The sequence below is a fragment of the Rahnella sp. Larv3_ips genome (assembly GCF_003697865.1).
Taxonomy (GTDB): Bacteria; Pseudomonadota; Gammaproteobacteria; order Enterobacterales; family Enterobacteriaceae; genus Rahnella; species Rahnella rivi.
Window position 1 is genome coordinate 1 of sequence record NZ_MJIB01000013.1, and the last position, 12925, is coordinate 12925.

Here is a 12925-nt window from a genome sequence, read left to right on the forward strand (position 1 = left end):
TGAAAGAACCGGTGGAGCGGTAGTTCAGTTGGTTAGAATACCTGCCTGTCACGCAGGGGGTCGCGGGTTCGAGCCCCGTCCGTTCCGCCACTTATTTGATTATGCCTGCTAATTTTAGCAGGCATAATGTTAAGCGTAATTTAGGGGCGTAGCTCAGTTGGTAGAGCACCGGTCTCCAAAACCGGGTGTCGCGAGTTCGAGTCTCTCCGCCCCTGCCATATCAGAGCCCTTCGCGAAAGCGAGGGGCTTTTTTTTATCTAAAATTCCCTGACTGTTCCCCGCAAACACATTACTCCTCAATGCACACACCTTTCATTGCAGACATTTGCACACTTTAAGCGCAATACCGCCGCTATTTTCGGTTATTTCTGGTCATATTTTGGCTAAATACATGCACTAAATGATTGTTATCCCCATATGTGACCCCGCTCATGCTCCCTTTTTCCCTGTGTACTAAACCTAATCATCGTCTTATGACGACAACCAGAACCTGACATGACTCTTTCCCCCTTTTTACGACGTAATTGTCGTGACGGGTGAATGCGTATATCAGGTGCATGTTCTGGCCGTACCCAACGAGTCATAACAAAAAGTAGCTCAGACTACACGCGAGGAAAGAAACATGTACAAACGCTTATTTGTGGCAGCAGCAGTAGCAACAGCACTTTGTGGTGCGGCACAGGCAGCTCCGCTGGTTGTGGGTTTTTCTCAGATCGGCTCAGAGTCTGGTTGGCGTTCAGCAGAGACTAAAGTGTCTAAGTCAGAGGCGGAAAAACGCGGGATCACACTGAAAATTGCGGATGCTCAGCAAAAACAAGAGAACCAAATTAAGGCAATACGTTCGTTTATTGCACAAGGCGTAGATGCCATCTTTATTGCCCCGGTAGTCGCAACCGGCTGGGCTCCTGTACTGACAGAAGCTAAAGAGGCGAAGATCCCCGTATTCCTGTTGGACCGAACTATTGAAGTCAGCGATCCTTCTCTGTACACCGCCGCTGTCGCGTCTGACAGCGTTTACGAAGGTAAAGTTGCCGGTGACTGGCTGGTGAAAGATGTCGCGGGTAAGCCTTGTAACGTGGTCGAACTGCAGGGAACCGTCGGCGCAAGCGTCGCGTTAAACCGTAAAAAAGGGTTTGCGGATGCGCTTAAAGCGGCACCAAATGTAAAAATCATCCGCTCACAGTCTGGTGACTTTACCCGTAGCAAGGGTAAAGAGGTCATGGAAAGCTTCATCAAAGCTGAACAAAATGGCAAAAACATTTGTGCCGTCTATGCACATAACGATGACATGGCAATCGGTGCAATCCAGGCCATCAAAGAAGCGGGTCTGAAACCAGGTTCGCAGATCAAAATTGTCTCCATCGACGGCGTTCCTGATATCTATAAAGCCATGCTGAATGGCGAAGCCAATGCTTCTGTCGAGCTGACACCTAACATGGCCGGTCCTGCATTCGATGCATTAATCGCCATGAAAAAAGACGGTACTCAACCGAAGAAATTTATTCAGACTCAGTCCGCTTTGATCTTGCCGGATATGGCTCAGAAAGAATACGACATGAAAAAAGACATGGGTTATTAAGCCGATTTTACCGGTCTGTCTGATGGCAGGCCGGTAGAAATTATTCCCTTTCCGCCGATGGCGGATGCAGCAGGAGTAGTGACGTGACGGATAATCCAGGTTCAGCAATGCTGCTCGATGTGCGCGGCCTCTCTGTAGAATTCCCCGGCGTTAAGGCGCTGGAAAATGTCGACTTTACCCTCGAACGTGGTGAAATAGTTGCTCTTTTAGGCGAGAACGGTGCCGGTAAATCTACAATGATTAAAGCCCTGACGGGCGTCTATAAACGCTCTGCCGGACAGGTATTTTTGAATGGTACATCCATCGAGCCTGTTAATACCGCGCATGCCCAATCACTGGGAATCGGTACGGTTTATCAGGAAGTGAATCTCCTGCCCAATATCTCTGTTGCAGCTAATCTTTTCATCGGGCGCGAACCTACCCGTTTTGGTCTGGTGAATCAGCGCAAGATGGAACAGCAGGCCGGGGCGCTTCTGGAAGGCTACGGGCTGCATCTGGATGTCAGTCAGCCACTCTCAACTTACTCCATTGCGATTCAGCAAATCGTGGCAATTGCCCGCGCCGTTGACCTTTCTGCGCAGGTCTTAATCCTTGATGAACCCACCGCCAGCCTTGATGCAAAAGAAGTCAGCATGCTGCTCGATATTCTCGTCCAGCTTCGGGACAAAGGCGTGGGGATGATCTTTGTGACCCATTTTCTTGATCAGGTTTACCGAATCAGCGATCGCATCACGGTGTTGCGAAACGGCAAACGTGTGGGTTCCGAGCGTACCGTGGATTTACCGCGTATCGATCTTGTTCCAATGATGCTGGGCCACAGCTTTGATGAAAGCCTGCTCAAACGTACGGAACACAGAAATGTCACTGGCGAACCGCTGGTCGATTTTAAAGATTATGGCCGCCGTGGTGTGGTTGAGAATTTTGATCTTCACGTTCGTCGTGGCGAAATTGTCGGTCTGGCAGGATTACTTGGATCCGGACGGACAGAAACTGCCCAGCTGATTTTTGGCATAAAAGGTCATGACAGCGGTAAAGCGCAGGTCGATGGGCGGGCAGAAACCATCAGTACGCCGCGCAAAGCCGCAAAGCTTGGGTTTGGTTATTGCCCGGAGGATCGCAAAACTGACGGTATTATTGGCGCGGCCACGGTGAGAGAAAACATTATTCTCGCCTTACAGGCTCAGCGCGGTTGGTTACGTCCTTTGCCGTTGAAAGAACAGCATCAGATCTCTGAAAAATTCATCAAACTTCTTGGTATTCGTACTCCCGGAACCGAGCAGGAAATCCAGTATCTCTCCGGCGGAAATCAGCAAAAAGTGTTGCTGTCCCGCTGGCTGGCGACCAATCCCCGCTTTCTTATCCTTGATGAACCCACCCGCGGTATTGATGTGGGTGCGCATGCTGAAATCATTCGTCTGATTGAAAAACTGTGCGATGAGGGGCTGGCGTTGCTGGTGATTTCTTCTGAACTGGAAGAGCTGGCGGGTTATGCCGATCGGATCGTGGTACTGCGCGATCGTCGTCATGTCGCCGAAATTGAGCAGGCTGAGATCTCCGTGCCAGCCATTATGAAAGCCATTGCGGCTCAGTGAGGAGATAGCGATGAGTAACAGGAGTCTGCCGATGACAGGAACACCGCGCAAAGTTCGATGGGTATTTCCTAAGGGCGCCACTCAAATCGGGGCGTTCATCGCAATATTATTGATCGACAGCCTGGTGGCACCGGGCTTTTTCTCCATCCACATTCAGGATGGCCGCCTGTTCGGCAGTCTGGTTGATATCTTCAATCGTGGTGCACCGGTGGCGCTGCTTGCACTTGGAATGACGCTGGTGATTGCGACCGGTGGTATCGATCTCTCCGTCGGTGCCGTCATGGCTATTGCCGGTGCGACGGCAGCCACCATGACGGTTCAGGGTTATCCGCTGATGATGGTGCTGCTGGCTTCTGTGGGGGTCGGCGCCGTGTGTGGCCTGTGGAATGGTTTTCTGGTTGCCGTTCTGCAGATTCAGCCGATTGTCGCAACTTTGATGCTGATGGTGGCCGGGCGCGGTATTGCACAGCTCATCACTGAAGGGCAAATCGTTACCTTCGAACATAATGGCTTATCGCAGTTTGGCAGCGGCTCTCTATTTTACCTGCCGATGCCGGTCATCATTGTGGTCGTGATGCTGTTCCTGGTGTGGGCGCTGACGCGGAAAACGGCGCTTGGCTTGTTTATTGAGTCAGTTGGGATAAACATCCGCTCGGCTTATAACGCGGGTGTGAATGCGCGTCTGGTGCTGATTTCCACTTATGTGATTTGCGGGATCTGCGCGGCGGTTGCCGGCGTGATTGTGACCGCCGATATTCGCGGTGCGGATGCCAATAATGCGGGGTTGTGGCTGGAGCTGGACGCAATTTTGGCCGTGGTCATTGGCGGTGGGTCGTTGCTCGGCGGGCGCTTCAATTTGCTTCTCTCGGTCATTGGGGCGCTGATCATTCAGGGTATGAATACTGGCATCCTGCTCTCAGGTTTTAAGCCTGAATTTAATCTGGTGCTGAAAGCGCTGGTGGTACTGGCCGTCCTGGTGGTGCAGTCGCCACGGGTATCGCTCAGTAATCTGTTCCGGAGGAAGGGATAATGCTGAAAAGAAATTTGCCCCTGCTGATTACTATCGTGGTGTTCCTTGCCGGATATGGTTATTGCTTCACGCAATTTCCCGGATTCGCCTCCACGCGGGTCTTCTTTGATTTACTGACCGATAACGCGTTTCTTGGGATTGTCGCCGTCGGTATGACGTTCGTCATTCTCTCTGGTGGTATCGACCTTTCCGTGGGCTCTGTCATTGCCTTTACCGGCGTGTTGCTGGCAAAACTGATTGGCGAATACGGTGTCGCGCCCGGCTATGCGTTTGTGATTGTCCTGCTGATGGGGGCGATGTTTGGCGCGCTGATGGGTTGGATTATCGACACCTTAAAGCTCCCGGCTTTTATCATCACCCTTGCCGGTATGTTTTTTGTGCGCGGGATGAGTTTTATCGTGTCGGAAGAGTCGCTGCCCATCAATCATCCTGTTTATGATTTTCTCGCCAATTTCGCGTGGAAAATGCCGGGAGGAGGCCGCTTTACTCTGTTGGCGCTGGTCATGCTCATGGTGGTTTTCGTGGGGATTATTCTGGCGCACCGTACCCGTTTTGGTAACAACGTTTATGCGGTCGGCGGCAGTAATGTTTCGGCTGCGCTGATGGGCGTTCCGGTCAGACGCACCACGATTTATATCTACATGCTGTCGAGTACGCTGGCGGTTCTTTCCGGCATTGTGTTCTCACTCTACACCTCTGCGGGCTACGCACTGGCTGCCAGCGGCGTAGAGCTGGATGCTATCGCCTCGGTGGTGATTGGCGGTACGTTACTCAGCGGCGGTGTAGGCACCGTGCTCGGAAGCCTTTTCGGCGTGCTGATTCAGGGTTTAATACAAACTTACATCACCTTCGACGGCACGCTCAGCTCCTGGTGGACCAAAATCGTCATGGGCATCCTGCTGTTTGTCTTTATCGGCTTGCAGAAGGGCATGGGGTCATTCTGGACCGCCAGAAGAGCACGTCACCCGCGCCCTGAGCCAACCTGATCGCGGCAGGCTCAGAGATGAGTGATCAGCGGTGTTTTGAGTAACTGACGGATCAAAACCTGCTGATCGCTGTTTTGCAGCCACACCGCGTAGAGCGGGCGGATCACCGGTGGAACGTCTTCATGCACCGCAAGTTGTGGGTATTCTTTTGCCCAGTGTGCAGGCAGGAAAGCACAACCACCGGTTTGTTCAAGCAACTGACGCGTCAGATGTGCCGACGTTGTTGTCAGCACCGGCTCCTGATCGCTGTTCTGCAATTTTTCCTGCTGTGGAAAATCTGCCCCCCATTCCAGCTTCACGTAAGGTGAATGCTCGCTTCTGACCGTTTTCTGCGATGAAAAGAGTCGTAACGAGAAATTACCCAGCAACTGGCTTGAGAGTTCATCCATCTTTGGCGGCTCGGTAGTGATCAGCAAATCCAGTTGTCTTTCATGCAATTGCTTCACCAGTGACTGGCGTAACGCGATGCGCGCTTCCAGCCGTAACGTGTCACGTTGCACATAGAGAGACTGCATCCAGGGGGTCAGATACGCTTCCCAGAGCGATGCCGTGGCACCAATCGACAATTCTGTGTGCTGTAACGAGCGTATCACCTCTTTTTTCGCCAGTTGCCAGGTAGACATCAGATTTTCGGCGTAAGGCAGCAGGCGCTCTCCTGCGGGCGTTAAGCGGATATTATTTCGATGGCGGGTGAATAAATTCGCACCAAGTTGAGTTTCCAGTTGCCGGATACGAAAGCTGACAGCGGATTGCGTAAGATAGAGAGATTCCGCCGCCCGACCAAAGTGGCGAGTTCTACTGACCTCCAAAAAGGTTTTCAGTAATTCCGTGTCCAAAACCATCTCCAATTATTTTTGTCGTTAAGATTTAAATGTTTTGTTTTACACAATGTCAAGCCTAACTAATACTCCGCGCCATAACAGCACGACCATGAGAGAATTAGGAGCGTGTCAGATGGCGGAAAGCTTCACCACGACAAGTCGTTTTTTTGATAATAAACATTACCCTCGCGGGTTCTCCCGGCATGGCGATTTCACCATTAAAGAAGCGCAAATGCTAGAACGTTACGGCTTTGCCTTTAACGAACTGGATTTGGGAAAACGCGAGCCAGCAACCGACGAAGAAAAGCTGTTCCTTGAGGTTTGCCGCGGTACGCGTGAACCGGTAACGGATGCAGAAAAAGTGTGGAACAAATACATTGTCCGCACGCGTCGTCCGAAGAAATTCCACACGTTGTCTGGCGGTAAGCCGCAGGCTGACGCTGTAGAAGACTACACGGAAAGCGACGACTAATGAAACGGGGCTCTGCCCCGTTTTTTTATGCCAGACTCTTATGCAGCGTTAACAATAGCCTATCCATGCTGCGATAGCTCAGCGCCTCCGCAATATGTTTGCGTTCAATGGCTTCACAGCCCCCCAAATCGGCCAGCGTTCTCGCGACTTTAAGAATGCGATGCCAGGCTCTCACCGACAATCCCAGTTTATGCAGCACCTCTTCCAGAAATTCCGCATCCGCTTTGGTTAAAACACAATACACCTCAACTTCACTGCTTTTGAGATGGGCGTTAATTTTCCCCGCCCGGTTTAACTGAATGTCCCTGGCGATCAACACCCGCTCCCGCACTTCTGCGCTACTTTCCCTCACGACAGGCGCATGATTTTGCTGGCTCAAAATACCCGGCGGTAAAAGCGGTACTTCAATCGATAAATCGAAACGGTCAAGGAAAGGCCCTGATAGCCGGCTCAGATAGCGTAAAACCTGCTGTGGCGGCGTGCGGTTATGGACGCCCTGATAATGTCCGGTTGGGCTGGGATTCATCGCGGCAATCAGTTGTGCTCTTGCCGGATAGCGTACTTTCGCCCGGGCGCGGGAAATGGTGATTTCGCCGGACTCCATTGGCTGGCGCAGAGCATCCAAAACCTGACGCTGAAATTCAGGCAGCTCATCAAGAAACAGAACACCGTTGTGGGCCAGAGAAATTTCTCCCGGTCTGGGCAACGAACCGCCGCCAACCAGCGCACTCATTGACGTGCTGTGATGCGGCGCGCGAAACGGGCGAACGCGGGAAAACTCGCCGTCTTCCTCCGGGTTATACACCAGGCTGGCGATGGCCGCGGTTTCCAGTTTTTCTTCATTGCTCAGGGGCGGCAGCAATCCGGGTAACCGGCTGGCGAGCATGGTTTTGCCTGTGCCAGGCGGGCCAATCAGCAGTAAGTTATGGCCGCCTGCAGCGGCGACTTCCAGCGCTCGCTTGGACTGCTCCTGACCGATGATTTCGGCAATGTCGGGCGGATTCACCTGAGCGGAAGGCTGCGCCGGGTATTCGATGGTCGGCAGGTTGTCTTCGCCCTGAAGAAAGGCGCAAACCTGTAGCAAATGTCCGGCGATGCGCGCGACGCCGGGATCCAGCAGCGTCATTTCCGCCTGATTGTTTTGCGGGAGGATCAGGATGCGCCCCTCTTTTTGCGCCTCAAGTGCGGCCGGGATCGCGCCGTTAACGCTGCGCAATGCGCCTGAAAGCCCGAGTTCGCCTAAGAATTCATATTCATTCAGCTTATCTCCCTGCAATTGCTCAGAGGCCACCAGAATCGCCAGGGCTATCGACAGATCGTAGCGGCCGCCTTCCTTGGGTAAATCTGCGGGCGCGAGGTTCACGGTGATGCGCTTTGCCGGGAAAGTGAATCCGCAGTTAATGATTGCGCTGCGCACACGGTCCCTGGCTTCCTTAACGGTGGTTTCAGGCAATCCGACCAGCGTCAGCGCGGGTAAGCCGTTGCTGATATGCACTTCGATAGAGACGCCGGGTGCCTGAACGCCCAGCGATGCGCGCGTAAATACCACGGCTAATGACATGCTTTTTCCTTTGCGGTGAAAATTCCTGACAACAGCATGCCGTAATGCCCAACAGTTGCGGAAATAAGATCTCAGCCCTGCGCAACGTTACGCAAAAAATCTCATGAAGTTAGCAAATGAAATCAAAGGGCTGTGCGGCGTCTCGCATAACTCGCAACATCCTCTAACAGCTTGTGGTGTCTGGAAACAAATTAGCGGGCTAATTAAGTTGCTGGTTTGTGCATCAGCGGTGTTTAATTTGAATGTATTTAACAATAAACAAACAAATACCAATTATTAATTAACATCTCTCTGCCTCACCGAGGATTTTCCGGATCGGCTCGTTGAGCGCATTGCCTGCATCTTTCCGGAATAGGGATACACCCATGTTTGGTTGGACTTCACGGCAGCGAAACGTTGCCATCGCCAGTTTTTTGAGCTGGACTCTCGACGCCTTCGATTTCTTTATTTTAGTCTTTCTTCTCAGTGATATAGCGGCCGCATTTCAGGTGGATATCAAAGAGGTCACGCTGGCTATTTTACTGACGCTGGCAGTGCGGCCGATTGGCGCGCTGGTGTTTGGGCGGGCAGCGGAAAAATACGGGCGTAAGCCGGTGCTGATGGTGAACATTGCCTGCTTTTCCATCTTCGAACTGTGTACGGCAGCAGCACCGTCGCTGACCATTTTCCTGATCCTGCGTGTGATTTACGGGATCGCGATGGGCGGTGTCTGGGGCGTGGCGTCATCACTGGCGATGGAAACCATCCCCGACCGTTCACGCGGCATGATGTCGGGGATTTTCCAGGCCGGTTATCCGTTTGGTTATCTGCTGGCGGCGGTGGTGTACGGGCTGTTCTCAGAACTGGTTGGCTGGCGCGGAATGTTTGTGATCGGTGCGGTGCCCGTTTTCCTGCTGCCGTTCATCTGGTTCAAAGTGCAGGAATCACCTGTCTGGCTGGCCGCCCGTGAGCGAAAAGAAAGTACAGCGTTGCTGCCGGTGCTGAAATCGCACTGGAAACTCTGCGTCTATCTGGTGGTGCTGATGGCGGCGTTCAATTTCTTCAGCCACGGAACGCAGGATCTCTACCCCTCATTCCTGAAAGTTCAGCATGGTTTTGATGCACATACGGTCAGCCTGATCGCCATCAGTTACACCATAGCCTCGATCATCGGCGGTATCTTCTTTGGCACGCTGTCAGAGAAAATCGGGCGGAAAAAAGCCATTATTATCGCGGCCTTACTCTCATTACCGGTGATCCCTCTGTGGGCTTTCTCCAGCGGAACCTGGACCATCGGGCTGGGGGCTTTCCTGATGCAGTTTATGGTACAGGGCGCGTGGGGCGTTATTCCGTCTTATCTCACCGAGCTGGTGCCGGCCAATACCCGCGCGGTGCTGCCCGGTTTTGTTTATCAGCTTGGGAATCTGCTGGCGTCGGTCAATGCCACGTTGCAGGCAAGCATTGCTGAAAGTCACGGACATAACTACGGGCTGGCGATGGCCATTGTGGCCGGGACGGTGGCGATCGTGATTTCTGTGCTGGTGGCGTTTGGCCGGGATACGCGCGGAAAAGCGATAACAGGAGCAATAAATAATCAGGCGACCGATCAACCCGCTAAGGTTTGATTTTTCACTGAATTTTTCGCTGATGCTGCGACGGGCCGCAATTAATAACGCAAGAAAAATGTTGTCATTAAATGCATTACTGTGATAACTCTGTAGGCAATCGTTCGCAATATGAATTATAGAAACCGAAAAATGAAAGCCCTTCTCCTCGTAGTTAGCCTAGTCGTGATTAGCGTGGTGGTGATTATTATCCCACCGTGCGGGGCTGCACTTGGACGAAGAAAGGCTTATTAAACAAGCCTGAACCTGAAAAGAAACCCCGCACCGAAAGGTCCGGGGTTTTTTTTTGGGTCAGGAATTTCAGAGAACAGTGAAGCGGGGTCGGAAAATGAGCAACAGCATAATGTTCTGCACTTGTCGCAAAAAGGCAGGAGAATAAGGATGAACGGAGCACAGTGGGTAGTACAAGCGTTGCGTGCGCAGGGGGTAGATATGGTGTTTGGTTATCCCGGCGGGGCAATCATGCCGGTATACGATGCACTGTATGACGGCGGCGTGGAACACCTGTTGTGCCGGCATGAGCAAGGTGCCGCAATGGCCGCCATCGGCTATGCCCGTTCAACCGGAAAAGTCGGCGTGTGTATTGCCACTTCCGGCCCTGGCGCGACCAACCTGATCACCGGTCTGGCCGACGCGCTGTTAGATTCCGTTCCGCTGGTGGCCATCACCGGTCAGGTCGGCTCCGCCTTTATCGGCACCGACGCTTTCCAGGAGATCGACGTTTTAGGTTTGTCCCTGGCCTGCACCAAACACAGTTTCCTGGTGGAATCGCTGGACGCACTGCCGGAAATCATGGCTGAAGCGTTTGCCATCGCCAGCTCAGGCCGTCCGGGCCCGGTGCTGATCGACATCCCGAAAGACATCCAGCTGGCGACCGGCGAACTGCCACCCCATCTGCTGGCGGTGGAAGAATCTTTCCCGCACCCGGTTGCTGAACTGGAACAGGCCCGCGCCATGATCGCCGCCGCTCAAAAACCGATGCTGTATATCGGCGGCGGTGTCGGGATGGCGCAGGCTGTTCCGGCATTACGCGATTTTATCTCGGTCACCGGCATTCCTGCGGTGGCCACGCTGAAAGGCCTGGGCGCGCCGGATGCCACTGACCCCTGCTATCTGGGCATGTTGGGAATGCACGGCACTAAAGCGGCGAATCTGGCGGTTCAGTCTTCTGACTTACTGATCGCCGTTGGGGCTCGCTTCGATGACCGTGTGACCGGAAAACTGAACACCTTTGCGCCGCACGCAGCGGTTATCCATATGGATATCGATCCGGCTGAGCTGAACAAACTGCGTCAGGCGCACGTGGCGTTGCAGGGTGATCTGAATGCGCTGTTACCGGCGCTGCAACAGCCACTGAAGATCAACGCATGGCGTGATGAAGTGATGACGCTGAAAGCGCAGGGCGAATGGCGCTACGACCATCCGGGCGAAGCGATTTATGCGCCGCTGCTGCTGAAACAAATCTCCGATCGTAAATCGGCGAATACCGTGGTGACGACTGACGTCGGCCAGCATCAGATGTGGACCGCGCAACATATGCAGTTCACCCGCCCGGAAAACTTCATCACCTCCAGCGGTCTGGGCACGATGGGCTTTGGCGTTCCGGCAGCCGTCGGCGCACAGGTTGCCCGCCCGGATGACATGGTGATCTGCGTTTCCGGTGACGGTTCCTTCATGATGAATGTTCAGGAACTGGGCACCATCAAGCGAAAACAGTTGCCCGTTAAAATCCTGCTGCTGGATAACCAGCGGTTAGGGATGGTTCGACAGTGGCAGGAATTGTTCTTCGACGGACGCTTCAGTGAAACCAACCTCTCCGATAACCCCGATTTTGTGACGCTGGCCAGCGCATTTAACATCCCCGGCCAACGTATTCACCGTAAAGACCAAGTCGATGCCGCTCTGGACGCCTTCTTCAACAGCGAAGGTCCGTATTTGCTTCAGGTTTCCATCGACGAAAATGAAAATGTCTGGCCTCTGGTGCCACCGGGCGCAGGCAACGAAACCATGTTGGAGAAAATGTCATGATGCAGCATAACGTCTCAATCCAGGCCCGTTTCCGCCCTGAAATGTTGGAACGCGTATTACGCGTTGTTCGCCACCGTGGTTTTCAGGTATGCGCGATGAACATGACCCCGATGGTCAATGCGGAAAACATAAATATCGAATTGACCGTTGCCAGCCAGCGGCCGGTAGATTTACTGTCTTCACAGTTACGCAAACTTATGGATGTCGCCTGTGTCGAGATCCAGCAACACACATCACAACAAATACGCGCGAATGCGTGAGTAATAGGGACGATAAGAATGACGAAGAAAGCTGATTACATTTGGTTCAATGGTGAGATGGTTCCGTGGGCAGACGCGAAGGTTCACGTGATGTCACACGCGTTGCATTACGGCACGTCTGTTTTCGAAGGCGTACGTTGCTACGACTCCCATAAAGGTCCGGTCGTCTTCCGCCACCGTGAACATATGCAGCGTCTGCGCGATTCCGCCAAAATCTACCGTATGCCGGTTTCTCAGAGTGTTGATGAGCTGATGGAAGCCTGCCGCGAAACCCTGCGCAAAAACAATCTGGTCAGCGCCTATATCCGTCCGCTGGTGTTTGTGGGCGATGTCGGCATGGGCGTGAATCCACCGGATGGCTACAAAACTGACGTGATCATTGCCGCCTTCCCGTGGGGCGCCTATCTGGGTGAAGAAGCGCTGGAACAGGGCATCGACGCGATGGTGTCTTCCTGGAACCGCGTTGCCGCCAACACCATTCCCACTGCCGCGAAAGCCGGTGGTAACTACCTGTCCTCATTGCTGGTCGGCAGCGAAGCGCGTCGCCACGGTTATCAGGAAGGTATCGCGCTGGACATTCACGGTTATGTCTCTGAAGGTGCAGGCGAAAACCTGTTTGAAGTGAAAGAAGGCATTCTGTTCACGCCTCCGTTTACCTCTTCCGCGCTGCCGGGTATCACCCGTGACGCTATTATTAAACTGGCGAAAGATATGGGTCTGGAAGTGCGTGAGCAGGTATTGTCCCGTGAATCCCTGTATCTGGCAGATGAAGTCTTCATGTCCGGCACCGCCGCAGAAATCACGCCAGTACGCAGCGTGGACGGCATTCAGGTCGGCATCGGCAAACGTGGTCCGGTGACCAAACAAATTCAGGATGCGTTCTTCGGCCTGTTCACCGGCAAAACCGAAGACAAATGGGGTTGGCTGGATCCTATCAATCCACAGTAGTCAAAAGAATAAGAATTGCGCAGGTAGCGATTTCGCTGCCTGCT

General features: G+C 53.2%; 12 protein-coding genes and 2 tRNA genes. 12 read left to right on the plus strand and 2 right to left on the minus strand.

Annotated elements, in window-relative coordinates; translation table 11 throughout:
- Positions 1 to 13: 13 nt before the first annotated feature.
- The 6 genes from ED901_RS15870 (at position 14) to yjfF (ending at position 5187) form a co-directional block, all read left to right on the plus strand.
- A tRNA-Asp gene (locus tag ED901_RS15870) sits at positions 14 to 90 on the plus strand.
- 52 nt (positions 91 to 142) lie between these two features.
- Positions 143 to 218, plus strand: a tRNA-Trp gene (locus ED901_RS15875).
- A 404-nt stretch (positions 219 to 622) separates the two neighbouring features.
- Complete coding sequence (ytfQ, locus tag ED901_RS15880; protein WP_056772381.1) at positions 623 to 1579, plus strand: galactofuranose ABC transporter, galactofuranose-binding protein YtfQ; 957 nt, start codon at positions 623 to 625, stop codon at positions 1577 to 1579.
- Between the two features lie 107 nt (positions 1580 to 1686).
- Positions 1687 to 3171 (plus strand): galactofuranose ABC transporter, ATP-binding protein YtfR, encoded by a 1485-nt coding sequence (ytfR, locus tag ED901_RS15885; protein WP_122096497.1) that lies wholly within the window; start codon positions 1687 to 1689, stop codon positions 3169 to 3171.
- A gap of 10 nt (positions 3172 to 3181) precedes the next feature.
- Positions 3182 to 4201, plus strand: a complete 1020-nt coding sequence (gene ytfT / locus ED901_RS15890; RefSeq protein ID WP_122096498.1) for a galactofuranose ABC transporter, ATP-binding protein YtfT — start codon at positions 3182 to 3184, stop codon at positions 4199 to 4201.
- On the plus strand, positions 4201 to 5187 hold the full coding sequence (gene yjfF, locus ED901_RS15895; RefSeq protein ID WP_056772370.1) for a galactofuranose ABC transporter, permease protein YjfF: 987 nt from the start codon (positions 4201 to 4203) through the stop codon (positions 5185 to 5187). Before ytfT ends, yjfF begins: the two co-directional genes overlap by 1 nt.
- A gap of 11 nt (positions 5188 to 5198) precedes the next feature.
- Here yjfF and hdfR read toward each other — a convergent pair whose 3' ends face one another.
- Positions 5199 to 6023, minus strand: a complete 825-nt coding sequence (gene hdfR, locus ED901_RS15900; protein WP_056772412.1) for an HTH-type transcriptional regulator HdfR — start codon at positions 6021 to 6023, stop codon at positions 5199 to 5201.
- A gap of 118 nt (positions 6024 to 6141) precedes the next feature.
- Between hdfR and ED901_RS15905 the strand changes: the two genes are divergently transcribed.
- Positions 6142 to 6480, plus strand: a complete 339-nt coding sequence (locus ED901_RS15905; protein WP_056772365.1) for a DUF413 domain-containing protein — start codon at positions 6142 to 6144, stop codon at positions 6478 to 6480.
- Between the two features lie 25 nt (positions 6481 to 6505).
- Here the strand turns inward: ED901_RS15905 and ED901_RS15910 are convergent, their stop codons facing one another.
- Positions 6506 to 8041 (minus strand): YifB family Mg chelatase-like AAA ATPase, encoded by a 1536-nt coding sequence (locus ED901_RS15910; protein WP_122096499.1) that lies wholly within the window; start codon positions 8039 to 8041, stop codon positions 6506 to 6508.
- A gap of 365 nt (positions 8042 to 8406) precedes the next feature.
- Between ED901_RS15910 and ED901_RS15915 the strand changes: the two genes are divergently transcribed.
- From ED901_RS15915 to ED901_RS15935, 5 genes are all read left to right on the plus strand, one after another.
- Positions 8407 to 9645 carry an MFS transporter gene (locus ED901_RS15915; protein ID WP_122096500.1) on the plus strand — a complete coding sequence of 413 codons (1239 nt, stop codon included), beginning with the start codon at positions 8407 to 8409 and terminating at the stop codon, positions 9643 to 9645.
- 132 nt (positions 9646 to 9777) lie between these two features.
- Positions 9778 to 9879, plus strand: a complete 102-nt coding sequence (gene ilvL, locus ED901_RS15920; protein ID WP_015699153.1) for an ilv operon leader peptide — start codon at positions 9778 to 9780, stop codon at positions 9877 to 9879.
- A 147-nt stretch (positions 9880 to 10026) separates the two neighbouring features.
- The gene (gene ilvG / locus ED901_RS15925; RefSeq protein ID WP_056772357.1) at positions 10027 to 11673 is read left to right on the plus strand and encodes an acetolactate synthase 2 catalytic subunit; all 1647 of its coding nucleotides are present in this window, start codon (positions 10027 to 10029) and stop codon (positions 11671 to 11673) included.
- A complete protein-coding gene (gene ilvM, locus ED901_RS15930) occupies positions 11670 to 11933 on the plus strand; it encodes an acetolactate synthase 2 small subunit (protein ID WP_013577547.1) in 264 nt (87 codons plus the stop codon). Before ilvG ends, ilvM begins: the two co-directional genes overlap by 4 nt.
- Positions 11934 to 11951: 18 nt before the next feature.
- Positions 11952 to 12881 carry a branched-chain amino acid transaminase gene (locus ED901_RS15935; RefSeq protein WP_122096501.1) on the plus strand — a complete coding sequence of 310 codons (930 nt, stop codon included), beginning with the start codon at positions 11952 to 11954 and terminating at the stop codon, positions 12879 to 12881.
- Positions 12882 to 12925 lie beyond the last annotated feature (44 nt).

Coding starts and splice junctions, on each gene's coding strand:
- ytfT (WP_122096498.1), top strand. CDS start 3,182: ATGAGTAACAGGAGTCTGCCGATGACAGGAACACCGCGCAAAGTTCGA.
- ilvL (WP_015699153.1), top strand. CDS start 9,778: ATGAAAGCCCTTCTCCTCGTAGTTAGCCTAGTCGTGATTAGCGTGGTG.
- ED901_RS15910 (WP_122096499.1), bottom strand. CDS start 8,041: ATGTCATTAGCCGTGGTATTTACGCGCGCATCGCTGGGCGTTCAGGCA.
- ED901_RS15915 (WP_122096500.1), top strand. CDS start 8,407: ATGTTTGGTTGGACTTCACGGCAGCGAAACGTTGCCATCGCCAGTTTT.
- ilvG (WP_056772357.1), top strand. CDS start 10,027: ATGAACGGAGCACAGTGGGTAGTACAAGCGTTGCGTGCGCAGGGGGTA.
- ED901_RS15935 (WP_122096501.1), top strand. CDS start 11,952: ATGACGAAGAAAGCTGATTACATTTGGTTCAATGGTGAGATGGTTCCG.
- ytfQ (WP_056772381.1), top strand. CDS start 623: ATGTACAAACGCTTATTTGTGGCAGCAGCAGTAGCAACAGCACTTTGT.
- ilvM (WP_013577547.1), top strand. CDS start 11,670: ATGATGCAGCATAACGTCTCAATCCAGGCCCGTTTCCGCCCTGAAATG.
- ytfR (WP_122096497.1), top strand. CDS start 1,687: ATGCTGCTCGATGTGCGCGGCCTCTCTGTAGAATTCCCCGGCGTTAAG.
- ED901_RS15905 (WP_056772365.1), top strand. CDS start 6,142: ATGGCGGAAAGCTTCACCACGACAAGTCGTTTTTTTGATAATAAACAT.
- yjfF (WP_056772370.1), top strand. CDS start 4,201: ATGCTGAAAAGAAATTTGCCCCTGCTGATTACTATCGTGGTGTTCCTT.